Genomic DNA, 24066 nt, shown 5'->3' with positions numbered 1-24066 from the left:
AAAACATGCCTACAATGGTAGGACTCATCGTGATAAATCTTAAACGAGATATATTCATTACCTAGAAAAATCTAATGGACTTTCGCTCCAGCAGTTTCAAATCCGCTTCGGCAACAACTTCGAATACTTCCGCCGCAGGCGGTGCAGCTCTTCACTCCCCGCAAGCGCAGCTTGCGCTCGCTCTTTCCCCACCGCAACAATCAGCGCCTCGATGACCGCGATTGGAGCCACCATCGAGTGGAACTCCCAGAGCTGGCCTCGGGCGGTGAAGAGGGAGATGTCGGCTTTGGCGAGCATGGGGCTGACGGCGAGGTCGGTGATGAGCAAGGTGCGGCAGCTGCGTTCGCGGGCGAAGTCGAGCAGGACGGCCATCTCCGGGGATTCGGAGACGAAGCCGAAGATGACGATCACGTCCTCCGGACGAATCGGCACCATGCTCTCGAACAGCTCGTGACCGCCGCGATCCAGGCGGCGGACGTCGGCGCCGAAGCGCGAGAGGCGGAAGTCCATTAGTGCGGTTAAGCATTCGGCGGAGCCGGGACCGTAGATATGGACGGTGCCCGCGTGAGCGAGCATCCCCGCTGCTGCATCAAACGCTGCCTGATCGATACGATCGGCGGATTGTTGGAGGTAGTCCGTCGCACCCAGTACATTGGCTGCTGCGCTGCTATCGCCTTCCATTTTGTCGAAGGCAGACTGCAGCTTCCGAGCAGGAGAAAGCAGCGCCTCGTCTTTGACGCGCTGCTTGAATTCCTTCAGGTTCTTCGAGCCGACTTCGGCCCAGAAGCGAGAGACGGTGGAGACGCTCACGCCGCATGCCGCTGCGATATCTTCTTCTATCATGAACGGTACATCGTCCATGTTCTTGCTTATATAATCCGCGATCCGCTGGTGACCGCGAGTGAGCTTCTCCGTCTCAACTCCGAATACCATTACGATTCTCCCCCGTCTGCACCCTGTTAGACTACAACTTCGACTTTCTTCTTCAGCAGCTTCTTCACGTAGTTCGCCGCGCGCACCTGCAGATCAAGGCTTGGCGAGATCACGCGCTTGTACGCTCCATCGCGGATTGCTTCCTTCAGCTCGGCTACGGTCTCGAAATCTCCCTCGAATTGATTGTATACGCAACCCACCTGGAACATTTGGTGCGCGTCGCTTCCCGCGATAACCGGTACGCCAAGCTCGGCGCCAAGCGTCAGGACCTTCGCGATATTTTCCTGGATGCCGATCTCATGCAGGTCTTTGCCGTTTAGGTCGAACGCATCGAAGCGCCTCAGCAGCTCCTTGTCGATATGGTAGAGATGATTGGATTCGCGGAAGGGATGTCCACCGATGACCATTAAGCCGCGCGGGTGGCACAGCTCGAACAGACGCTCCAATCCTATAAAACGGTCCGCTGTCAGGTGATCCTCCAGTAACGCGCGTACTTCGAGCAGCTTATCTTTTGGTCCGCTGACGAGGATATGGCCGCCTTCGGCTACGTCGACTTCCATGCCGGTGAACAGCTTGAAGCCATCTACATTGTAATAGTGGTTATTGCAAGGGTACATTTTATCGAGCGTGCCGTATACGTCTTCGAAGCGGTGCGTGTTAAAATGCTCCGTCAGCGTAATCGCGTTAAGGCCTTGCGCCTTTGCCTCATTGATCATGCTATTAAAATGTTCAATTTCGAAGTTGGTTTTCTTCGAAAGCTTAACGTGAATATGAAAGTCGATTTTCATGAGTGGATTCCCCCGGTTCGTTGTTGTGATTCGCATATGCCAATTCCATTCGGATACCTGATTTCTTATCGTAAGCGTTCATTTGGTCCTGGCGCAGCACCGCGTACAGGGTGATGCCCGGCTCGTATTCGGATTCACCGATCACGCGGGCCATCAAGGACATGCCTGCGGCGTCCAGCTGGACAAGCGTCTCCGCGCCGGACGGGAATACCGCCGATACCGACATGGCGATGCTCCCTGGACAGCGTTCCTCGTACAGCCGGATATCTTCCGGCCTGATAGTAAGCACCACTTCCTGCCCATCCTGCATGTTCACACCTCGCGCGAGGTGTGAAGGATCGGGGAAGCTATCACTCGCGAGTTGAGGTTTGGAGTAGTTGTCTCCACCAGCAAGTGGAATCAACACCACCGGCGTCTCTAGCCAGCTCAATCCTTCCTCATCTGTACGGACGACTCCTTCCAGACGGTTCATCTGCATCCCCGCGCTTCCGATAAACTCCGCTACTTGCAGCGTTTTCGGATGCTTGTATAGCTGCCGCGGTTTATCCAGCTGGACGATCCGTCCGCCGAAAAAGACCGCCACCTGCGTCGATAACGTCATCGCTTCATGCTGGTCATGCGTGACGTAGATGACGGTTGTGTTCAGCTCCTGATGGAGCCGCTTCAGCTCGGCGCGCATCTCGACGCGCAGCTTGGCATCGAGGTTCGACAGCGGCTCGTCGAGCAGGAGAATATCCGGCTCGGTGACGATGGCGCGGGCGATGGCGACGCGCTGCTGCTGGCCGCCGGACAGCTCGCTAGGGTAGCGGCCGGCAAGCTCGGCGATGCGCATTTTGCCAAGCGCTGCCTCTACCTTTTCGCGCACAACCGCCTTCGCCAGCTTCCGTACCTGAAGGCCAAAGGCGACGTTTTCGTACACGGTCATATGCGGCCACAAAGCGTAGCTTTGGAAAACCAGGCTCAGCCTGCGCTTCGACGGCTCCATATGGAACTGCGTCTCGCCGTTCGCGACTTCGCGTCCGCTGATCGTGATCGTTCCGGCGTCGGCCTTTTGCAGGCCGGCGATGGTGCGGAGCAGCGTTGTTTTGCCGCAGCCGGATGGTCCGAGGAACGTCATGAAGTCCCCTTGCTTGATCGTTAACTTAATATCGTGAAGAACCTGCTTCCCATCCAGAGCGACGTGGATGCCCTGCAGCTCGATTGCGTTCATGGTTATTGCCCTCCAATCCCTTGCGTCAGATCGGCCTTGCCGAACTTCACCGCGAGGAAATATACCGTGATGACGATCGCGATAATGATCATCAGAATAACGTTCGTCAGCTGCTCATAGCCCTTCTCGGCATAATAGAAGGTAATGGTCGTCAGCGTCTCCGTGCGCGGAGTGATCAGCAGAATGATAAGCTCCATCTCCTTCATCGCCCCGATAAACACGAGAAGAAACGCCGACATTAAGCTCTTCTGATTAAGCGGCAGCAAAATCCTGCGGAACCGCGTAAACCACGATGCCCCGCTGATCTGCGCCGCTTCCTCCAGCTCCTTGCCGATCTGCAGCATTGAAGCGCTGCCCGCTTTAACGGTGAACGGCAGTTCTTTGACGACGGTAATGAGAATGAGCAGCGTAATCGTCCCGTACAAGGCCGGAATAATCAGGGTTGGCTTCGCAAACATCGAGATATAGATCGCGGCAAGCGAGATGCCCGGAATGAGATACGGCAGAAAAGATACCTGATCCACCATCCGGCCGATCCACGACTGCCTCCCCCTCGCAACGACGTAGCCCAAGACCAGGCCAACAACCGCCGCAATGACGGAGGCGACTCCCGCGATGTATAAGGAATTTTTCAGCGCAAGCATAAAAATATTGTTCTGCAGGACGCCCTTCTCTCCGGTGTTAATGTCCGGATCGGAGCCGCCCCACCAGTAATGCGTAGTGAAGTTGCTGAGCGAATAGACGCCCTCCTTCAGCATGAAGGACTGGAACAGCAGCACAAGCAGCGGCACCACGGAGATCAGGATCATGACAAAAGCCGCCGTCCCCGCCGCCGGATATCTCCAGCGTCCAAGGGAGGTCAACGTTCTGGCGCTGTCCTTGCCCGTCACGGTGACGAAGCTTTTTCTCCGCCCCACTACCCGCTGGTTCAAATAAATCGTCAGCATCGAGATGATCATCAGCGTCAGGCTAAGAACATTGGCTTCGGTCGTCAGCCGCGAACGCATGCTGGAATACAGCATCGTCGAGATCATATAGAAGTTCACCGGCGTACCAAGCAGAGCCGGAACCCCGTAGGAGCTGATGGCCTTCGTGAAAATCAGGATAAAACCGGACAAAATCGACGGCAGCACCAGCGGGAACACGATTCGCCGCAGAATGGTCCATCTGGCCGCCCCCGTTACGCTTGCGGCTTCCTCGAGCTGGCTGTTCATCGAGCTGAGCGCCGCCCCAACGATCAGGAAGAAAAACACGCTGTCGTGAATCGACAGGGAGACCACAATTGGCACAAAGCCGTAGGACAGCCAGTCCGGCGGAGACACATGGATGAGTGCCTCCATAATGCCGGGCGTTCCGCCGATTTTGCCGTTTTTGAAGAAGGTAAGCCAAGCTTGCGAAATTATCCATGAAGGTAGCAGGTACGGGATGACGGCCAGGAAAGCGATCGTTTTTTTCCATGGAACATTCGTCCGCACGACCAGCCATGCCAGCCCGCATCCAATCAGCATCGACAGCGCCGAGACGGCGAAGCCAACGCCAAGGGAATTAAGAATCGGCTTGTAAAACAAATTCATGCTCATATCGCTCGCCAGCACGCGGGTCCAATGATAGAGCGTAAAATGCCCCGGGCTTGCTTCCCCCGTCAGACGGACATCCTGCTGCCTCCAGATGAAGGTCGTATACAGGATTTTCAGTACCGGCCAAGCGATCGTATACGCCAGAAAGACCAGGGCTGCAAGCCCGATCAGATGCACGGGACTGGTCAGCCAGCTCGTCAGCCCGTTATAGATCCGCGTGCGCCTTACGGTTAGCGCCGGTTTGTTCGCCAATTCTCTCTCCACCTTGCCGGTTTATTTTTGCTTAATCCAGAAGTCGCGCACCTTCGGTGCGGTCTTGTACAGCGCATCGCCGTCGAACAGCCACAGGTTCAGCGACTCGAACGGAATATCGTTCTTCGTCTGCACGTCGGAGCGCGGTACCCATGAGCCTACTTCGTTAAACGGAGCAAGACCTTCGCCTTTACCGTCCTTCTCGCCCATCATCCAACGGATGAACAGCTTCGCGGCTGCTTCATGAGGTGCCTTGTTCGCGATGAAAAAGTACCCGGAATCCGGAACCGATGTTTTCGGCTTCATATCGTAGATCGGGGCGATCGTCCAGCCTTTCTCTTCGTTCTTCGATACGTCGCCCGATACAGCAAGGCCAAGCGCGTCGCTTTTGGCTTTGCCGATGGCGTCGAGGACGTCGTCGCTGCCTTTTAACACGATAAGGCCGTTATCGAACAGCTCTTGGATGAACTCGTAGCCTGCGTTTTCCGTGCCGTTCAGGACAATGTCCTTGCCGAATTTCTCTTTGTAAGCCGCCGCCATGTCGTCGCTGTTGATGACCATCGTCGTGAACAGGTCCATAAACGCCGGGGAGCTGAGCGGGTCTGCCGTGTACACTTTGCCTTTGAACTCCGGAGTCGTCAGATCCCACCAGTTCGTAACGGGCGCCTTGTCGTATGTAGATTTGTTATAGAAAAGAGTCCGGAACTCCACGTAGTTCGCATAAGCTTCCGCCTGCGTGCGGTAAGGCTCGTCGACCATCGGCGCGATGTCCTCCGGCAGGTATTTCAGGTAGCGTCCCGTCATGACCATCTCTTCCTCAACCGCCCCGCTGACTTCCTTCGTAATGATCACGTCCGGATTGAACTGCCCCGCGTCCTGCTCCTTCGTCACCTTGTCCATCATCTCGTCGGATTTCACCTTGCTCACTTCAACCTTGATGCCCGGGTATTGCTTCATGAAGGTTTCCGCCGCATCGTTGGCGCGTCCGGAGGTGGAGTATACGATCAGCTTGCCTTCTTCCTTTGCTTTTGCGTATAATTCATCGACTGACTCTACTGCGGGAGAAGCGGATGGATCTGCGGATGGCGCCGATGCGTTTGCATTGCTGCTTGCCGTCGCGTCCGTTGGAACGGCATTCGAGAGTGTATTCGAGCTCTTGTTGTCTTGGCCGCAAGCCGACATGATCGTCATGGCGGATGCTGCCGTAAGCAGGACTAAAGCGGTTTTTTTCTTCGAAATGAACATAAGGATAATTTCCTCCTAGTAGATGGGCTCTCCACGTCCTCATCTTTGTTTGTCTCTCGAGTTAGATGATAGAGCCCGATTGTAAGAGGCATGTTACGGCTATATGGATTTTTAGTAAAAAACTATTATTTTTCACGTTATGAAAGTTTTTCTTCATTTTGAGGCGCGAGAAGCGAGGGGATTACATATAAAGGAAATATCTTTCTGAAGTGCGAATACTTAAAGTACTAAGGAGGGATTCAGCTTGACTAGGTCAGTATTCCATATCATTGCAAGCATCGTATGCATTCTATTGCCGGTAATCTTCTTACTGTATATGTATTGGGATATGCATCAGCCGAAAATTGGCCCCGTTGGGGATGGCAAGCCTAATTACCCTACGTTTTTTGAATGGGTGCCTATCATAAGCTGCTTCCTGATGGGAGTCTTGAATTTACCCGTAGGCATTATGCGTTATAGACAACAGAAAAGGGATCAGCAAAATGACAAAGATAACGAAGGCTAGTAATTCTAATGGAATAGGCATGACTTGTATTCGTGGGGTATTTCTATCATCGATAACCGGGATGTGTATGTTAGGCGTTGATTCATACTATAGCCACATAAAGACCTCAATGATAGCAAAAGAATTCGAGTCGAATCCCTTCTCTCCCATTGCTCAATACTTTCCAAAAAATCATTACGTATTATCGGATTACCTGTGGCTGGATTTAGGCATTGTTTACGCAGGATCCTTTATCCTTTATTTTCTTGTTTGGGCCATGTTAAGAAGATCCAAGTATAATAAATAGAACATGTGATGTACGCGACGAGGTGACACCTTTTGGAAATCATTCGGCTTGCCCATTTAGATGATGTCGATGCTCTCGTCCAAATGCGTTGGGAGTTCTCGGAGGATGAGCGCAGGAATGGCGCGACAAGGTATGAAGAGTTTCACAAGATTTGCAGTGCATTTCTGATAAAAGCGATATATAGCGGCGATTGGTACATATGGGTCGCTGAGATCGACAATGAAATCGTCTCGCATATGTATTTGCAGCTTATTCATAAAGTCCCTCGGCCAGGCAAATCGCCGGATCCTCGCTTTGGCTACGTGACCAACGTCTATACCCGCCCTGCTCATAGAAACAAAGGGATTGGCACCAGGATCCATGCCGCTGTGGAACAGTGGTCAAAGGACAATCAGGCGGAGTTCCTTCTTCTTTGGCCAAGCAGCGAAAGCGTGGCGTTCTATTCCCGCAATGGCTTTGTTGCATCTGAGGAAGCCATGGAGAAGCATTGGGGATGAGTTAATGAATGGCAACTTATTGATGCACACCGGAGGTAAAAAATGAACAAAACCGACCGGCAGCTCGCCATCATGCTTGAGCTGCAGCGGAGCAAGGTCGTAAGAGCGGAGGATTTGGCCGCTCTGTACGAGATAAGCGTGAGGACCATCTATCGGGATATTCAAGCCCTAAGCGAGATGGGCGTTCCCATCTTTGGCGCTCCCGGCCATGGCTATTCGCTGATGGAGGGCTATTTTCTGCCGCCTATCGGGTTTTCGGCCGAGGAAGCGGTCGCCCTTCTGATGGGCGCTGACTTTATCGAGCAGCGGCTGGATGGCGACTACGCAAGAGTAGCGAAGGCCGCGAGGAGCAAGATTGAAGCGATCCTACCCGAGACCGTGCGGGAGGAGTCGACGCGCGTCCGGGAAACGATGCGGCTCCTGAATGCGGGAGAGCCAAGAACCGACTTGAAGGAAAAAGACATTCTCGGACAAGTGCGGCGCGCCATTCTGGAGCGTCGTAAAATAAGCTTCTCCTATAAGAAAAAGACGCCGGAAGCGGACGGCAACCGGAAGAGCACCCGCGAGGTGGCTCCATACGGATTGGCTTTTGCCCAGGGCAATTGGATGCTGGTCGGGCATTGCGGCCTGCGCCAGGATATCCGCCATTTCCGGCTGTCGCGAATGACGGAGCTAACCGTGCTCGACACGCCGTTCGCCATGCCGCACGGGTTTAACTTAAACCGTTACCGTCCGCAGGATGATCGCAAGGAGCATGTATGGGTGCGGGCCAACCCCGAGATCGCCGACAAAATCGCGGAGACCGGCAGCTTTTATATCGAATCGGCGGAGGAACGCGAGAACGGTCTGTGGGTACACCTGCGCGTTCGGGCGCCGGAAGAGATTCTTCACCTTATCCTTAGCTGGGGCGGAGACGTTGAGGTGATGGAACCGGAATCTCTACGCTGCCGCGTTCGGGAAGAAGCCGAAAAAATGTTAAAACGCTACTGACATACTGTTGTCAGCAGCGTTCTTTTATATTGGGATTATCCCAAATATAGAAGGAGTGTTATTGAAATGAGAAGCACAACGGAAGCTCTGCACGCATTCGAAAAATCGGTTGAACGGTATATACAGGAACTGAACCACTTGAGCACGGAGCAATTGCTTGCTAAGCCAAGCGAGGAGGAATGGTCCATTGGACAAATGGTTGTTCATTTGATCCGGTCCGCTCAGAACATGCATCTGCGCAATGTGGATCAATGCATCGAAGGAAGAGAAGCGGTGCTGGCAGGCACAGGCGTGAAAACAGAGAACGGAGAGAAAGCCTTTGAGCTCGGTAGCTTCCCCCCCATCCGAATCCGGGTCCCGGCCTCCCCGCAGTATACGCCCGAGCAGCCGGAAAATAAGGAGCAGCTGATTGAAGGACTTCGGGACGTCGCGGAACGGATGAGACGCACTGAACCAACCCTAATCCAAGCGCCTCTAGAACATACCGTCCCTCATCCTAATTTCGGAGCATTAAACGCTACGGAGTGGTTTCTGCTAGTCGAGATGCACTACCGGCATCATTTCCTGCAGCTGGAACGGTTGAAAGCCTTTCTGGGAAGCGTATGAAAAACCAAAACAAACCGGCGTTGCCATTCCGAATGGGCAACGCCGGTTTGCTTTATTTATTTTATATTTAGTCTCCGGAACGGCCCTTCGCGAAGAACTCCCGCGTCTGCTTGCGTGTCTCCGCAGGCAGCACACGATCCAGCTCCTCCTCCAGCCAAGACAATTTTTTACTTCGCAAATAATTCTGCATAGTCTCCTCAGCTTCGAGCATTACTAAATTAATCGAGCAGGAACCCGTCGATACCGTACAGTCCGAACAATCGCGGTTGCGGTAAACGTAACCTTTATCCTTGATGTTCTGGCACTGGAAAATCGGCTTCTTTCCCTCCACGGCCTCGACCACATCCCAAAAGGAAATAGCGTCCGGATCGCGCGCAAGCTTAAATCCGCCTTTAACGCCGGGAACCGACGAGACGATACCCGCCTTCGTAAGCTTTGTGAAAATTTTGGACAAATAGGTCTCCGGAATGCCTTGAAAAAAAGCAAGCTCCTTGATCCCAATCGTTGATTCGTTTGGAATGAGGTAAACCAGACAATGCAAGGCATATTCTACTCCGACACTATACTGCATCATGACTCCTCCCAGTATTGCATGGGTAAATACTATAAATTTAATGATAACCGCGCCTATTGTCAACCTTGGGTCTGCCATAAAAATGGATTTGACTTTGCCAAGATGAAGTCGTATATTGGAGTCAAACCTAATCGGCGATTAACATTGTCGCCAATTAGAAAAAATATTCTAGGAGTGAAATAATGGAAAAGCTGCTTGTTATCAATGCACATGCTACTGTGGACTCCCCTGCTTCCGTCAGCCTGCAAGTCGGCAATTATTTTATCGAGAACTACCGCAAGTTGAATCCAAACGAATCGATTGAGCAAATCGATCTTTATAGCGAAGAAATCCCGGAAATAAACAGCGCCGTTCTAAGCGCCTGGGGTAAGATGGCCTCCGGCGGCGAGTTGACGGACGAAGAGAAACGCGTTACCGGCAGGATGAACGAAATCTTGCAGCAATTCAAAAGCGCAAAGAAATATGTGATTATCATGCCGCTTCACAACTTCAATATTCCTTCCCGGCTGAAGGATTACATGGATAACGTCATGATCGCTCGCGAGACCTTTAAATATACGGAAAACGGCGGCGTAGGCTTATTGACTGACGGCCGGAGCTTACTCGTTATCCAAGGCAGCGGCGGCATTTACACGAACAACGACTGGTACACGGATAACGAATTCTCGCACAAGTACATCAAATCGATGTTTAGCTTCCTCGGCATCGAGGATTACCAGATTATTCGCGCGCAAGGCACTAACGTGCTGGACAAAGCGGAGGTACTGGATAAAGCGAAAAAAGAAGCCCAAGAAGCAGCAGCGCGTCTGGCAAGCAAAGTAACCGTCTGACCCGTGTAACGTCAATTCGATAAAGCAGAAACGATCAAGGAAGCGACAACATTGTCGAAAGAGAGGGATGAAGGCCATGTCGACTTTTATTGCGGATATTAAAATTCCCGACAGCAAGCTAGCCGTTGAAGCAGCCGAGCTATTGCGCGAGCACGGCGACGATCTATTGTGGAACCACTCGAACCGGGTATTTTTGTTTGCGGCGATGAAGGGTAACCTAAATCAAATCAAATACGATCCTGAATTGCTTTATATTAGCTCGCTTTTTCATGATATTGGACTTACCCCTAAATTCCGAAGCGATGACAAACGCTTTGAGGTCGACGGGGCTAACGCTGTCCGCGACTTCCTTAAAAGCCGAGGCGTTTCGGAAGAGTTTATTCGGCTGGCATGGGATGCCGTAGCTCTTCATTCCACAATAGGAATAGTCGAATATAAGGAAGCCGAAGTCGCGCTTATGAATTTTGGCGTCGGTTACGATGTCGTAGGGAAGAACTTCGATCTCATCTCGACGGAAGCGCGGGAGCAAGTCGTCAAGCATTTTCCCCGCGACAATTTCAAGCATGGGATTCTTCACGCTTTCTTGGATGGCTTCAAGCACAAGCCGGAAACGACATACGGCACGATTAACGCCGATGTGTGCGAGATGCTGCTTCCGGGATTTAAGCGGCCTAATTTCTGTCATAGCGTTCTTCATTCCCCGTGGCATGAGTAGTCGGCACGATTCTTAAAGAGGAACCGTAGATAAAAAACTTAAAAAGACGAGGATTGCAAAGTCATCTTTGTAGTCCTCGTCTTTTTTCGTAACACCCGATTCACAACTAGAGGCAGTCGAGACCTTGCGGTCTATGACTGTCTCTTTTTCCATTTCTTGAACCTTGTGTCATAAAAATTAACACTTATATTACATAATTTGCACTCTAAGGAGGTCCCTACCGAAAAAATGCGAAAATCATACAAAACATAGCATTTAAGCGGTTTCTTAAGCTTTCATCTCGTTTGATTAACCTAGCTAACAAAACTAATATTAAGCGAAAGAGAGATAGAGAGATTCAAGGGAGGTACTATTATGTAATATGCATGTCATATATAATGAGTCTCTTTTGCCGCCTTTGTGTCTACTAAGTTATTATATTTGACATTGATAGACTGGCCTTTGCCAACCCAAGGAGGACGCCATGATGAAACCGATTTATAAATTAGCCAGCCTTGTAATGCTAAGCACCTCGCTTCTTTTCACTCCGATCCTGAACACCGGCGCTTATGCCAGCGGCTCGAGCCTTCCTGCCGCCCAGGAGCAGACCCAAGCGCAGGAGCCGAAGGCGATGGTTCAGCTCTCCGGCCCTGCCCTCACCTCGGTCGGCAATTCCTTCGACGTATCCGTATCGCTAACGGGCGCTACCGGCGATGCAACTGCAGGAAAATTCATTTTCGAATATGACCCGACTCAGTTTGAGTACTTATCCGCGACTTCAGCGAATTCGGCCGTAAGCATTGCCGGCGTGAACGCCGAGTCCGGCAAGGTGACCATCGTAACGACGGATACAACCGGCAGCCTCACAACGGCCGGCTCCCTCCTCACCTTGACCTTCAAAGCCAACGCAGCTGCGGATCTAAGCGGAATCAGCGGCACGGTTGAGCTTGGGATCGACGACGGCAGCACGGTTCAAACACCGGAGGAATCGCTTGCCGTCCAGATTACAGGCGCAGCCGAGGGCGATCTGAATAATAACAGCGTTATCGATGTAGGCGATCTCTCCGTTCTGATCAAATACTTCGGTATTGCCTCGGAAGATCCGAACTGGACGAAGGCTGCAAACGGCGATTTCAACAAAAACAATACAATCGATGTCCAGGATCTCGCCTCGCTAGGCAAAAAAGTGCTCTACGACAACGGTCAGCCCTTCGAGCTGATGGAAGCCGATATCATGAGCATCCAGAACGCCATGGCCGCCGGCAAATTGACGTCCGAGCAGCTCGTTCAGATGTATCTGGACCGGATCAATGAATACGACGACGATATCCATTCGCTTATTACGGTTAATCCGGACGCGCTTGCTGCTGCCAAAGCTCTCGACGAAGAGCGCAAGGAGCAGGGTCCGCGCGGTCTCATGCACGGCATTCCGATCATCGTCAAGGATAATTACGATACGCTTGGCATGCCAACGAGCGCAGGCTGTACCTGCCTGAAGGACAACCAGACGGTCAGCGACGCCTTCATGATCAAGAAGCTGAAGGATGCCGGCGCCATCATTCTGGCCAAGGCCAACCTGAGCGAATTCGCCATTAACACGGACACGCTCAGCTCGCTGGGCGGCCAAACGAAGAATCCGTACGATTTGACCAAAAATCCGGGCGGCTCCAGCGGCGGTACGGGCGCATCGCTCGCATCCAACTTTGCCGTAGCCGGTCTCGGCACCGATACAGGCGGTTCGATCCGCATCCCTTCGTCCTGGAACAGCATTGTTGGCATCCGTCCAACGATTGGACTGACAAGCCGCGACGGCATTATTCCGCTCGCGCTGTCGCAGGACGTAGGCGGGCCAATGGCCAGAACCGTATCCGACGCGGCCATTCTGCTTGACGCGGTCAGCGGCTACGATCCGAACGATATCGCCACAGCCGGAAGCGTCGGAAGAAAGCCCGTCAGCTACACGAAGTTTTTGGACAAGAACGGACTTAAAGGCGCCCGTATCGGCCTTGTCTTGGACAGCAGCGTTGTAGGCAGCAACCAGGAAGTACTGGCTCTGCTTAATCAAGCCGCCCAGGATATGCGCGATCAAGGCGCGACGGTAGTAGGCGTTAACATTCCGAATGTCGCCGATATTTTGAAATATCCGAGCCTTAGCGGTTATGAATTCAAATTCAACCTGAACGACTACTTGTCCAATTCCAGGTTTGTCGACCCTAACGTGGTCCGCTATCATTCCCTGCAGGACATTATCAACTCGGGCACCGACTTCCTGTCGGTTCTGAAGAGCACGTTGACCACGCGGAACAGCGTCGAGTCGCTTGATACGCAGGAATACAAGGATATCGTGCTGTTCCGTCCGCGCACGACGCAGCAGTCGCTGCTTCGCTTGATGGCCGACAACGATCTTGACGCGATCCTGTATCCTTCGACCTCGGGACCTGCCGGTTCCAGCTCCGGCAACGCGAACCGGCTCAGCCCATTCTCCGGCTTCCCGGCAATCAGCGTTCCGGCCGGTTACGTATCCAGCGGCTTGCCGGTTGGCATCGAGCTGCTTGGACGCCCTTACGAGGAAGGCGAGCTGATCAAGCTTGGCTATGCCTACGAGCAAGCAACGCATCACCGTGAAGCGCCGAAGTCGGTTCCTGCTTTGACCGGCAAATAAAGCACAAGGCATTCGTTTTCGCCGGCGTTTTAATATACGAGAAAGGACGAATCTGTTATGGCCCGTAAACGACTTTCCTTGCTTGCGACGATCTGCTTGGCGATAGCCATGCTCGTCCCCCAATACGCGATGGCCGCGGCTGATCCGCCCTCCTTTTCCGTCTCAACCGACAAAAGCGCCCTGAACAGCGGCGATGAGGTAACCGTGACGGTAAAAGGAAGCACGCTGCAGGATTTATATGCTTACGAATTACATGTATATTACGATTCCGACTTGCTGACGTTCAAGACAGGCAGCGAAAAGACGGCCTTGGTCGGCTTCAGCACACCGGCTAAGGTTGTCGCAGACGGAGGAGGCGAATCCCATCTCGTATTCGCCCACACGAAGTCGGGAAGCTCGCCAGGCGACAGCGGCGATCTGGATCTTGCCTCCTTCACCTTTACGGCAGCAGCTAACGGAAAAGCCGACGTTGAGGTTAGAAAGATCCGGCTCGTCGATTCGGAACTGGCCGCAAGCACGATTGACAGTCATTATGGCACCTCCGTTCAAATCGGGCCTTCAGGTGGTTCAGGGGGATCCGGCGGATCCTCGGGCAGCGTGCCTGCCGAGCCGGCAGGCACGCTAACGGTAACAGCCGATCAAGTGAAAAACGGCAAACCGATTGAGGTGCCGGCATCCGCCACCTTGATCAAGCTGCCTTCCAATACGGACGAGCTGCTTGGGAAAGGTACGCTGAGCATCGTCACCTCCGGCAAAGCCGCGCTGGACATTCCTTCAGGCGTATTCAGCGAATTGAAGAAGACCTTAACCGCCGCGCAGCTGCAGGGCGGCTCGATCTCCTTAACCATCAAGCCAGTTGACGGAGGAGCCAAGCCAACACTCGGAGCGGATACCAAGCTAAGCGGATACAGCTACGAGCTGAAGCTGCAGTGGATCGCTGCGGACGGCAAAACGTACGATCTGCATCAATTCAATGAGCCCGTGACGCTTCGATTGCCGATTGATGCCTCGACTGATCCGAAGCTGGCGTCCATCTTCTATCTCCCGGACGGCGGAACCCCCGAGTTCGTGGGCGGGACGTACGAGAATGGCGTTTATGCCGCGCTGCTCTCGCATTTCAGTGCTTATGCGGTGCTTGAGATCAACAAGAACTTCTCTGATGTCCCTAGCGGCTACTGGGCGTCCGGCGTCATCAAGGAGCTCTTCGCGAAGCAGATCGTAACCGGCACGACGGCATCCACCTTCGAGCCGAACCGCAGCATTACCCGCGCCGAATTCACGGCGCTGCTTGTCAGGGCGCTTGGCCTGAAGGCGGAAGGAACGCCTGCCTTCACGGATATTCCCGCAGGCGCCTGGTATGCGGCCGACGTTGCCACGGCGTACAAAGCGGGCATCGTGCAAGGCGTAAGCAGCACAACGTTCTCTCCGGGCGCCAACATTACCCGTCAGGAGATGGTTACGCTCGCGATGCGGGGCTACGAATTAATGAAAGGCAAACCGCCGGTTACGGCTTCCGAGCCATTCAAGGACGAGGCCTCCATCTCTGCATGGGCGCTGGATAACGTGAAGAAAGCCGCATCGCTCGGTATCGTTCAAGGACGTGCGAAGGGCGAATTCGTTCCGCTTGGCACCTCGACCCGCGCGGAAGCCGCCCAAATGCTTTACGGAATCATAAACAAGCTGTAAGCCCGGTTCGCCGGGAACATAGCCATTCGTATCTTCAGCAGAACCGGAAGGGACTCTATTTCCCTTCCGGTTTTTTCGTTTGTTTGCATTCCTTCCATAAATAAGCCGCAACTGTATTCCCCCGCCCTTTCTAAAACTTTTTACAAAGTTTATCCAAAATGCCGTTGACACGACACCAAAAGGTGTCATATACTAAACACATAAACCGACACCAAATGGTGTCAAATAAACGCAAACGTCTATCAGCCAAGTCGCAGCTCGCATAAAACAAAACCCATTCGAGGAGGAAATGAAAATGAGTAAAACAGTTGGCGCGGTAACCGCCGCAAATGCAGGAACGAAGCTTCAAGGAAAAAAAATGGCCTATTGGTCCGTAACGTCGCTGCTTGCGGCGGCTCTTACGCTGAGCGGTCTCGGGCAGCTGATGAAAATAGGCGGCAACGTTGATCTCGTCGCAAATCTGGGCTACCCCCTGTACATCATGCAGATTCTGGGAACTTGGAAGCTGCTCGGAGTGATCGCCGTTCTCGCACCGCGTTTTCCGCGGCTGAAGGAATGGACGCATGCCGGAATCTTCTTCTTGATGACAGGCGCCGCTATGTCCCACCTGCTTGATCACGACTACGGCGCCGGCGGGTTTAACGTGATTCTTCCGCTGTTCTACGCTGGATTAAATATCGCATCGTGGGCGCTGCGTCCGGAGAGCCGCAAGCTCTAGGGTCACATCATTCGAGGTTTACTCTATTGGAGGGAGTGTTGTGGGCGAGAACGATCCGTTCAAAGATGTTTTCGAAGCCATTGCCGATCCAACCCGGCGCCGGTTAATCCGCCTGTTAGCCGAGGCTAACGACGAAATCCCTCTTCACGAGTTAACGAAACCGTTTCCCATGGGGCGTACAGCCGTATCCAAGCATCTGGCCATTCTAAAAAGCGCCGGACTTGTCCTTGACCGGAAAATCGGCAGGGAGACGCGATACCGTCTGAACGCCTCCCCCATCAAAGAAATCCAGGATTGGGTAGCCTTCTACAGCAAGTCCTGGAACACAAACTTGCAGCGCCTTAATCAACTATTAGAGGAGGAAGAAGAGAAATGAGTTTAACGTTATCCATGGATTTTCAGTACGCAACAACGATCGAGAAGCTGTGGTCGGCTTTGACCGATTCCGCCAAGCTTGGCAAGTGGGTGGCTAATATCCATACCGGCGAAGCGATGGAAAACAACTTCAAGCCCGAGGTCGGCCATCAATTCCAGTTCCGCACGCAGCCATCCGAATATTGGGACGGCATTATTGACGGCGAAGTGCTTACGGTGGACGCTTACGATAAATTGTCCTATACGTGGAACAGCGGCGGGATGAAGCATACCGTCACTTGGACGCTGCAAGACGCGGGTAACGGCAAGGTTAACCTTCATCTCGAGCAAGCCGGAATCACCAATGAACAAGCGCTGCATGGCGCCAAGTACGGCTGGAGCAAATGGTGCGGCGAGCTTGAGAAGCTCGTAGCGTAAGGTTAAACGGGCCTGTCACCCGGCAGCTTTTTAGCTACATTGGATTGCATGCAGCAAAATCAGGCGTTTTTGCCCAACAACTTGGATTACGTTGGTTTGATTACAGCATAATCAGCCTCAGACGACCGATATAGCTCATGACAGCCATCGAGCGATTAGAAAACAAACAGCCCCCGAAGAGCATTAGCTCCCGGGGGCCATTCTATATTTCAAATCAAACTATTTCAAAATCTCTTCCTGCGTCGCCTTCTGATCCTTCACGATCTGGAAGATATCGTCCGGCATCAGCGCCGTATCTTTGTTGGCCGTGTACCACTCTTGATAGAACGCGTCCAGCTTCTCGCCGTTGTACTTCTTCCAGAGCGCCTGCATCTCGGTTAACGCTTTATCCGTGGTATAGCTTGCGCCGCTTACAATCGCTTTGCTCATCAGGTTGCCGATCTCGGTGTTGGCATTTTGGAAGTCTACCAGCAGGTCCTGCGGAACGGTAGGCAGATGCTCCAGGTGAGTCAGTCCAGGGAACTCGGCACCTTGATCGATCATGCTGTAGAAGATGTCCATGTTTTCCTTGAACTTATCCTTCGCAAGCTTCTCATCCGGCTTATCCGGGTTAAAGCTGCTTGCCGTGAACGAGCATTTGCCGCCGCTTACAACCGAGAAGATCATGTTGTAGTCCTGGCCCAGGTAGCCAAGCTCCGTCTTGTTCTTCTCTTGGTCGATCGGATTCGGACAGCCTGTTGCTCCCGCTTGCCAATGCACGCCTTCGATACCGTTCGTCAGCGTTCTGCCGGTGTCCGGCTCGGACAGAAAGTCCACGTATTTCATGACCGCCTCAGGATTCTTCGTATTGCGGTTCACAACGGCCGTCAGCTGCACCGGATTGTTAATCCAGTTAATGAACTGGCCGCGCGGGGATTTCGGATAAGGCATGATTTCCAGCTTGGCGCCCGGCGCATTCGCTTGAAGCGTTGCATAATCCGTAATCCACAGACGGTTCCAGAAGCTGTAATTCGATTGAACAAGGAACATGCCCGTCTTGCCGTTCAGGAAGTCCTGGCGCGCCTTCGCTCCGTTATTGTCGGTAATGTAGTCCTTATCGATAATGCCTTCGTCATAGAGACGTTTGGTGAAGTCGATGTATTCCTCGAAGTTATCCCAAGTACGTACCAGGGTTCCGTTCTCGTCTTTATAGGAGTTGCTGAGGTTGGTTCCGCCGAAAATATCCCCAAGCCCCGGGCCTACGTTAAGCCCGTACGTATCCTTCTTGCCATTGCCGTCCGGGTCCTGCTCGGTGAACGCCTTCGCCACCTGATACATCTCTTCCGTTGTTTTCGGCATGGCGAGGTTCAGCTTGTCCAGCCAGTCTTGGCGGATCGCGATAATGAACTGCGGAATCGCTTCGTTCAGCTTGCCGAACTCATAGATTTTGCCATCCGACTTGACGGATACCTGCTTCAGAATCGGGTTGTCCTCCAGCAGCTTCTTGTAGGTCGTGCTGTACTGGTTAATCATATCGTCGAGCGGCATCAGCTGCTTCTGGTCATAGAGAGGGTTCTTGATGTTAGGATCGAACTCGAAGATCAGATCCGGCGCGCTGCCGGATGCGAACAGCGTATTCAGCTTCTGCTTGGACTCCGTCCGCGGAATAGCCGTAAATTTCACGCTTGTCGGGCTGTTCTCGTTAATCCACTGGGTCCAGCGGTTTTTCTCCATCGTGCCTTCGGACGCCGCAATTAATCCGCGGTCGTAGACGGTTGCGCTGATCGTTGGCTTTTTGCCGCTGCCGCCGTCGGCCGATTTGCCGCCGCTGTTATCTGCATTGTCGTTGCTTCCGCAGGCCGCCAGAACCCCAAGCAGGGTTAACGATGTGCCAGCCAGCAAGACATTTCTCTTCGTCATCTTTAACATATCTCTATTCCCCCATCGCCATAATGTAAAGTTAACCTTTCACAGACCCAAGCATGACGCCTTTTACGAAATATTTCTGCAAGAACGGATAGATCGCGACCATCGGTAGGATAAGGACGATAATACCAGCCGATTTGATGCCTTCAGGCACTAATTCCAGAGCAGACGTATCGTTCGCCAGCGATTCGGTAAGCAGCGACTGGCTTGCGATCATTTGCTGAATAAGAACGGTAATCGTATATTTTTCGGTCGAATTGATATAAATGAGTACGTTCATGAAGTTGTTCCAATAGCCTACGCCGTAGAACAGGATTAAGGTTGCAATCACCGGCATGGACAGAGGAAGAACGATCCGGAACAGCAGAGACATCTCCCTGCAGCCGTCAATTCGGGCCGCCTCTTCGATCTCCGGCTCGATGCCCTCGAAATAGGAACGCATAATGAGCATATTATACGTGCTGACCGCACCCGGCATCCATATCGCCCAGTACGAGTCGATCATGCCTAAGCTTTTGACTACCAGATAAGTCGGGATTAAGCCGCCGGTGAAAACCATCGTGAAGAGCAGCATCAGCGTAAAGGTTCTTCTGCCGTAGAAATAGCCCTTCGAGAGCGGGTAAGCCGCACAGATCGTAAACACCATCGAGATCAGGACGCCGCCAACTGTCATAACCACCCCGTTCCACAGTGAAGCCAGCACCCGCGTTCCTTCGAATAAAGCGGAATAGCTTTGCAGGGTGACGTCAATCGGCCAGAGCAAGACTTGCCCCGACTCGACCGCCTGCTTACCGCTGAAGGAGATGGATAGAATGTTGATGACGGGTGCCAGACACGAGATCGAAATGAGCAGCAGGAGAATCGAAATCCCTATTCTTGTTATTTTGTCTCCGTAAGATTCTCTCATCTTCGCTTCACCTCAGAACAAGTTGCTATTGAATTTCTTGGCAATCAGGTTTGCGCCCAGAATAAGAATAAAGGCCACCACCGATTCGAACAAACCAAGCGCCGTTGTCAGACTGAATTGTCCGCCTTGAATGCCAAGCGTATAGATGTACGTGCTGATCACTTCGGAGATATCCGATACCATGGCATTCCGCAGGTTGTAGATTTGATCGAAACCAACCTCTAAGACTCGTCCCATGGAGAGAATGAGCACTAGGATGATCGTGCCTCTGATGCCGGGCAGCGTTACGTGCCAGGTTTGTTTCCATTTGCTTGCCCCGTCCAGTGCCGCCGCTTCGTACAGGGCCGGCGAGATCGACGTGAGCGCAGCCAGATAAATAATCGTACTGAAGCCCATCTCCTTCCATACGCCCGATCCGACGAAGATCGTCACCCAGGAGAAGGTTTTGTACAGGAACGGGTACGGCTCGCCATACTTGTTCGCAATCCAATGGTTCAAGAAGCTGGATTCCATCGAGAACAGCGTAATGACCATGCCGCCTACGATAACCCAGGAGAAAAAGTGCGGCAGATAGACGACCGTTTGAACGAATCTTTTATACCATGAACGTCTAACGCTATTAATCATCAGCGCCAGAATAATCGGTACCGGGAAGCCAACCGCCAGGTTCAGCACGCTGAGCCATAACGTATTCCAAATAATCCGGAGCGTCTTGTCGTTGCTGAAGAGCATCTCGAAATTTTTGAACCCTACCCAAGGACTATGGAACACGCCGTCGAAGAAGTTGTAATTCTCGAAGGAGATGACAAGCCCGCCTATTGGCAAGTATCTAAAAATCAAGTAATATGCAAGTGCCGGAGCAAACATCAACATTAGAGGCACATTTTTCTTGAACAAGGCTTTCTTAGATGCTGATTTCAAGCTATTCCCTCCTTTCAAGTTACTGTTAACCTTTGACCTGTTACCAGTGTATCCGTTTGCAAAGGGTACTTCTTTAACTTTAATTGGAGGAACTTTAGCTAAAATTAGATCTTTCAAGGAGGCTTGCTTTATTATGCCGTTTCATACCCGAAGTCTTGTCGTCAAGCTGATTCTCAGCCTGTCGCTGATCGTTATCCTAACTTCCTCTATAACCGGAATCATCGTGTACCGGTCCAATCAGAACATGTTCCGCGAGGAAATCCGCAGCCAGTTCTTGCAAAACAACAAGCAGGCGCTCCAGCGGATCAACCAGAATATCCATGAGGTTGAACGGATCTCGCAGTCCATCGTCTTCCATCCGACCGTCGTGAAGATCTTGACGAATTCCTTAAATAACGAAGATAAAGTCGAGCAGCTGCAGCTCATGTACGACATGGTCTCGCAGGCGAAGCTTGACGCGCCCCATATCCGGGCCATGTTCATCTTCAATCTGCGTGGCGACAGCTACTACAATGCGAATTACGGCGCCGTCTCCATGCTGGACAAGCCTACCCGCAGCATTATTAATCAGGAGCTGGAAGGCACGAACGGCGCCTTGACCTGGTTCCGTCTCAAGCTGGTCAGCTCGGCCGACCCAAGCGGCTACCGCTATATGATTATTGCCGCCCGCCAAATGAAGAGCACCTTCCAGGAAACGTACGGCACGCTGGTGCTGGTGCTGGACGAGGGTTTTTTCTCCGAGGTCATTGACGATATCGGGCAAGATGATGGCATCGTCTATTTGCTGGATCGCAAGGACCGGCTGTTGTTTAGCCAGCGGAGCCAGGATGACGCTTCCGCCGAATCGGATTATCCGGAGACGATCCCTCTGCAGCATGATCGGGAAGAAAGGGCATCCATTGTTCAGTCTACCAATCGCGGCAATTATCTGTTCGTGAAAAACACCTCCGATTCCGGCATCTTCAAGCTGATCAGCGGATTGGGTCTAAGCGCGCTGGATAAGCGTAATGCCGATATTTTGAAAACCATCGCGATATCCGGCCTGTCCAGCATCCTATTGACCGGCCTGCTGCTGACACTCACCAGCACCAGGCTGCTGAGGCCGCTCGGCAATCTCGTGTCCGGGATGAGGCGGCTCCGTTCGGGCCAGATGAACACCCGCGTCGAGGTCCGCTCCAAGGACGAATTGGCTTTTCTCGGGGAGTCGTTTAATGACATGGCCGATAACATTCAGACGCTGGTGGATGAGGTTTTGCTGAAGCAGCTGCGGGAGAAGGAAGCGGAGCTGAGGGCGATCCAGGCGCAGCTTAATCCGCATTTCTTGTACAATATATTGAACGAAATCTATTGGAAGCTGTATCTGCAGAATGCCAAGGATACGGCCGGCATCATCCAATCTCTCTCGAAAATTCTGCAGTATTCCTTAAAGCCGATCCAGCAGCCAAGCACGCTGCGCGAGGAGCTGGAGCAGCTGCGGAGCTACATTAATATTCAGATGTCCCTCTTTCACCCCGATCTGGAGCTGGATATCCGGACGGACGAGCATCTGCTCTGCATGGAAATGCAAAGACTGCTTCTGCAGCCCGCGGTGGAGAACGTCTTTGTCCATGCCTTTGCCGATAAAACCAAAGCGGATAAGAAGCTTCTGAGGATTCACGTTTATCGGGAGCAGGAGCATCTAAGGGTGGATGTAACGGATAACGGCAAAGGGATTGAGCCCGAGATGCTGCGCAAGCTGGCGGCAGGTGAACGCGATGTTCACGGCAATCATCTGGGCATTCATAACGTGGAACGAAGAATTCAGCTCGTCTATGGCACGCCATACGGGCTCCGCTTCGAGAGTTGGCCTGATGCCGGAACAACCGTCAGCTTTATTTTACCGATCAGCAAGGAGGACTCCGTATGAAGGGAACCGTCTTAATTGTAGAGGATCAGCCGAATTTCCGCGAAGGGCTGAAGTTTATGATCTCGCAGAGCAGGAACTGGACCGTCATCGGAGAAGCGGATACCGGTGAGGAAGGTTGGCAGAAGGCGCTGGAGCTGAGGCCCGACCTCATTCTGATGGACATTCACATGCCCGTTATGAATGGGATTGAGCTTGCGGAGCGCATTCATTCGCACGGGATGGATACGCTGTTCATCATCATTACCGGCTATCAGGACTTTCAATATGCGCAATCCGCCATACGGTACGGAGCGATGGACTTCCTGCTCAAACCCTGCTCGGATGACGATATTTCAGGTATTCTGGGCAGCGCCTCCAAGAAGCTGCAGGCAAAGCGCAAGGAGCAACAGACGACGCGGGAGCATCTGCTCCGCTCGATTCTGCTCAAATACCAGATGAACCAGGAGCTGACCTCGCATTTCCTCCGTATGTTCGAAGGCAGCCGGCTGTGGCTGGTGACGATAACGGATTATTTTCCGGAAGGCAAAAACTACGGATCCGACGATCTGTACGTGCTGCAATACGGAATCTACAACATCGTCCAGGAGCTGGCACTGAGCGAAGACGCGGATGCCAAGCTGCTTATTCTGAAGGAGGACCAGTTTGTCCTGTCGGTATCCTCGGAGTTGGCGACAGCTTGCTGGAGAGAGAACGCGGAGCTTGCCGTACGCGAATATCTAGGCATTGAGATCGAAAACATCCCACTTGGCCCAAGCTCCGACGTCAATCAGCTGATGTCGGCCTATGCCGCCTATAATGAACAGCGCGTGCAGCCGGCACTGGCGCCTCAGTCAGTGCATCGCACGGGCAGGCATCAAGCGATTGAAGCGGTAAAGAACAAGATCATGGCGCTTATTATCTCAGGGGATTTCCAAGCCCTGCACGACTACTTTGAGAAGGTTGGCAGGCATGCCTGCTCTCTCCAGCTGACGGACGGCAAGATTTTGGCGATCAACCACTCCCTTGCGCTGGGCCAGATTTCCGAGGTACTGGGGCTGTTCAGCCATCAGCGCAAGCCGGCCGAGGCGCTGCTGCAGACGATTGACCAGCTGCCGGGAAGCAAGGAGCTACAGAGCTGGTTCAAGGAAGCCTGCCAGGACTTTGAGACCCGACTGGACCGCTGGAAGCAGCAGGCGAACCCGTATGTGAACAGCATTCAACAGGCGATTGATTATATCGAAGAGCATTATTTGGACAGTGATCTATCGATTAAGCAAGTGGCGGAGAACATTCATTTGAATCCAAGCTACTTGAGCACTTTGTTCAAAAAAGAAACCGGCGAGACCTTCACCGGCTACGTCACCAAGCTTAAGCTGCAGAAGGCCCAGGTGCTGCTGCGCAACACGGAGATGAAAATCTCGGAAATCTGCCAGACCGTCGGCTTCGAGGACTCCACCTATTTCTCGAGCGTGTTCAAGAAGCACTTTCAGATCTCGCCAAGCGAGTTCCGGCAGAATCATTAACGGCGTGAAACGGCGTCCAAGGAATCTCTTATTCCTTGGACGCTGTTTTTCTATGCACGCTCACTCAAGGCCTTTCGCTA

21 protein-coding genes are annotated in these 24066 nt (G+C 52.7%); 12 read left to right on the top strand and 9 right to left on the bottom strand.

What is annotated here, in order from left to right; translation table 11 throughout:
* Window positions 1–96: 96 nt before the first annotated feature.
* The 5 genes from EV294_RS27525 to EV294_RS27505 are packed head-to-tail and all read right to left on the bottom strand — an operon-like array spanning window position 97 to window position 6005.
* Entirely contained in the window at window positions 97–933 is an 837-nt protein-coding gene (locus EV294_RS27525) for a MurR/RpiR family transcriptional regulator (protein WP_132312842.1), read from the bottom strand.
* Between the two features lie 26 nt (window positions 934–959).
* Complete coding sequence (locus tag EV294_RS27520; protein ID WP_132312841.1) at window positions 960–1721, bottom strand: PHP-associated domain-containing protein; 762 nt, start codon at window positions 1719–1721, stop codon at window positions 960–962.
* On the bottom strand, window positions 1693–2931 hold the full coding sequence (locus EV294_RS27515; protein WP_132312839.1) for an ABC transporter ATP-binding protein: 1239 nt from the start codon (window positions 2929–2931) through the stop codon (window positions 1693–1695). The genes EV294_RS27520 and EV294_RS27515 overlap by 29 nt, the downstream gene beginning before the upstream one ends.
* Window positions 2932–2933: 2 nt before the next feature.
* The gene (locus EV294_RS27510) at window positions 2934–4760 is read right to left on the bottom strand and encodes an ABC transporter permease (RefSeq protein WP_132312826.1); all 1827 of its coding nucleotides are present in this window, start codon (window positions 4758–4760) and stop codon (window positions 2934–2936) included.
* 21 nt (window positions 4761–4781) lie between these two features.
* Window positions 4782–6005, bottom strand: coding sequence for an extracellular solute-binding protein (locus EV294_RS27505; RefSeq protein WP_132312824.1), 1224 nt, complete (start codon window positions 6003–6005; stop codon window positions 4782–4784).
* Between the two features lie 823 nt (window positions 6006–6828).
* Between EV294_RS27505 and EV294_RS27495 the strand changes: the two genes are divergently transcribed.
* The 3 genes from EV294_RS27495 (at window position 6829) to EV294_RS27485 (ending at window position 8889) form a co-directional block, all read left to right on the top strand.
* Window positions 6829–7293, top strand: coding sequence for a GNAT family N-acetyltransferase (locus EV294_RS27495; protein WP_132312820.1), 465 nt, complete (start codon window positions 6829–6831; stop codon window positions 7291–7293).
* Window positions 7294–7335: 42 nt separating this feature from the next.
* The gene (locus EV294_RS27490) at window positions 7336–8283 is read left to right on the top strand and encodes a helix-turn-helix transcriptional regulator (protein WP_132312818.1); all 948 of its coding nucleotides are present in this window, start codon (window positions 7336–7338) and stop codon (window positions 8281–8283) included.
* Between the two features lie 66 nt (window positions 8284–8349).
* Window positions 8350–8889: a DinB family protein gene (locus EV294_RS27485; RefSeq protein WP_132312816.1), complete on the top strand. Its 540-nt coding sequence runs from the start codon at window positions 8350–8352 to the stop codon at window positions 8887–8889.
* Window positions 8890–8956: 67 nt separating this feature from the next.
* On the opposite strand, the gene EV294_RS27480 is transcribed toward EV294_RS27485, so the two are convergent.
* Entirely contained in the window at window positions 8957–9460 is a 504-nt protein-coding gene (locus EV294_RS27480; protein ID WP_132312873.1) for an Rrf2 family transcriptional regulator, read from the bottom strand.
* Window positions 9461–9645: 185 nt separating this feature from the next.
* Here EV294_RS27480 and EV294_RS27475 point away from each other — a divergent pair, with 185 nt between their 5' ends.
* The 7 genes from EV294_RS27475 (at window position 9646) to EV294_RS27445 (ending at window position 16845) form a co-directional block, all read left to right on the top strand.
* The gene (locus tag EV294_RS27475) at window positions 9646–10293 is read left to right on the top strand and encodes an FMN-dependent NADH-azoreductase (protein WP_132312814.1); all 648 of its coding nucleotides are present in this window, start codon (window positions 9646–9648) and stop codon (window positions 10291–10293) included.
* A 76-nt stretch (window positions 10294–10369) separates the two neighbouring features.
* The gene (locus tag EV294_RS27470; protein WP_132312812.1) at window positions 10370–11008 is read left to right on the top strand and encodes an HD domain-containing protein; all 639 of its coding nucleotides are present in this window, start codon (window positions 10370–10372) and stop codon (window positions 11006–11008) included.
* Between the two features lie 610 nt (window positions 11009–11618).
* The gene (locus tag EV294_RS27465) at window positions 11619–13649 is read left to right on the top strand and encodes an amidase family protein (protein ID WP_132312871.1); all 2031 of its coding nucleotides are present in this window, start codon (window positions 11619–11621) and stop codon (window positions 13647–13649) included.
* Window positions 13650–13706: 57 nt separating this feature from the next.
* A complete protein-coding gene (locus EV294_RS27460; protein WP_132312810.1) occupies window positions 13707–15335 on the top strand; it encodes an S-layer homology domain-containing protein in 1629 nt (542 codons plus the stop codon).
* A gap of 295 nt (window positions 15336–15630) precedes the next feature.
* A complete protein-coding gene (locus EV294_RS27455; protein WP_132312808.1) occupies window positions 15631–16053 on the top strand; it encodes a DoxX family protein in 423 nt (140 codons plus the stop codon).
* A gap of 40 nt (window positions 16054–16093) precedes the next feature.
* Complete coding sequence (locus EV294_RS27450; protein ID WP_132312806.1) at window positions 16094–16429, top strand: ArsR/SmtB family transcription factor; 336 nt, start codon at window positions 16094–16096, stop codon at window positions 16427–16429.
* Window positions 16426–16845 carry an SRPBCC family protein gene (locus tag EV294_RS27445; protein WP_132312804.1) on the top strand — a complete coding sequence of 140 codons (420 nt, stop codon included), beginning with the start codon at window positions 16426–16428 and terminating at the stop codon, window positions 16843–16845. Before EV294_RS27450 ends, EV294_RS27445 begins: the two co-directional genes overlap by 4 nt.
* A 219-nt stretch (window positions 16846–17064) precedes the next feature.
* On the opposite strand, the gene EV294_RS27440 is transcribed toward EV294_RS27445, so the two are convergent.
* The 3 genes from EV294_RS27440 to EV294_RS27430 are packed head-to-tail and all read right to left on the bottom strand — an operon-like array spanning window position 17065 to window position 20578.
* Window positions 17065–18744 (bottom strand): extracellular solute-binding protein, encoded by a 1680-nt coding sequence (locus EV294_RS27440; protein WP_165930830.1) that lies wholly within the window; start codon window positions 18742–18744, stop codon window positions 17065–17067.
* 40 nt (window positions 18745–18784) lie between these two features.
* Window positions 18785–19657: a carbohydrate ABC transporter permease gene (locus tag EV294_RS27435; protein ID WP_132312800.1), complete on the bottom strand. Its 873-nt coding sequence runs from the start codon at window positions 19655–19657 to the stop codon at window positions 18785–18787.
* Window positions 19658–19669: 12 nt separating this feature from the next.
* The gene (locus EV294_RS27430; protein WP_132312798.1) at window positions 19670–20578 is read right to left on the bottom strand and encodes an ABC transporter permease; all 909 of its coding nucleotides are present in this window, start codon (window positions 20576–20578) and stop codon (window positions 19670–19672) included.
* A gap of 133 nt (window positions 20579–20711) precedes the next feature.
* Between EV294_RS27430 and EV294_RS27425 the strand changes: the two genes are divergently transcribed.
* On the top strand, window positions 20712–22484 hold the full coding sequence (locus EV294_RS27425; protein ID WP_132312796.1) for a sensor histidine kinase: 1773 nt from the start codon (window positions 20712–20714) through the stop codon (window positions 22482–22484).
* On the top strand, window positions 22481–23986 hold the full coding sequence (locus tag EV294_RS27420; protein ID WP_132312794.1) for a response regulator: 1506 nt from the start codon (window positions 22481–22483) through the stop codon (window positions 23984–23986). Before EV294_RS27425 ends, EV294_RS27420 begins: the two co-directional genes overlap by 4 nt.
* Window positions 23987–24066: the final 80 nt, after the last annotated feature.

It is taken from the genome of Paenibacillus sp. BK033 (assembly GCF_004345425.1).
Lineage (GTDB): Bacteria > Bacillota > Bacilli > Paenibacillales > Paenibacillaceae > Pristimantibacillus.
The sequence above is the reverse complement of the archived record's forward strand: the minus strand, read 5'-3'. Positions and strand labels throughout refer to the sequence as shown.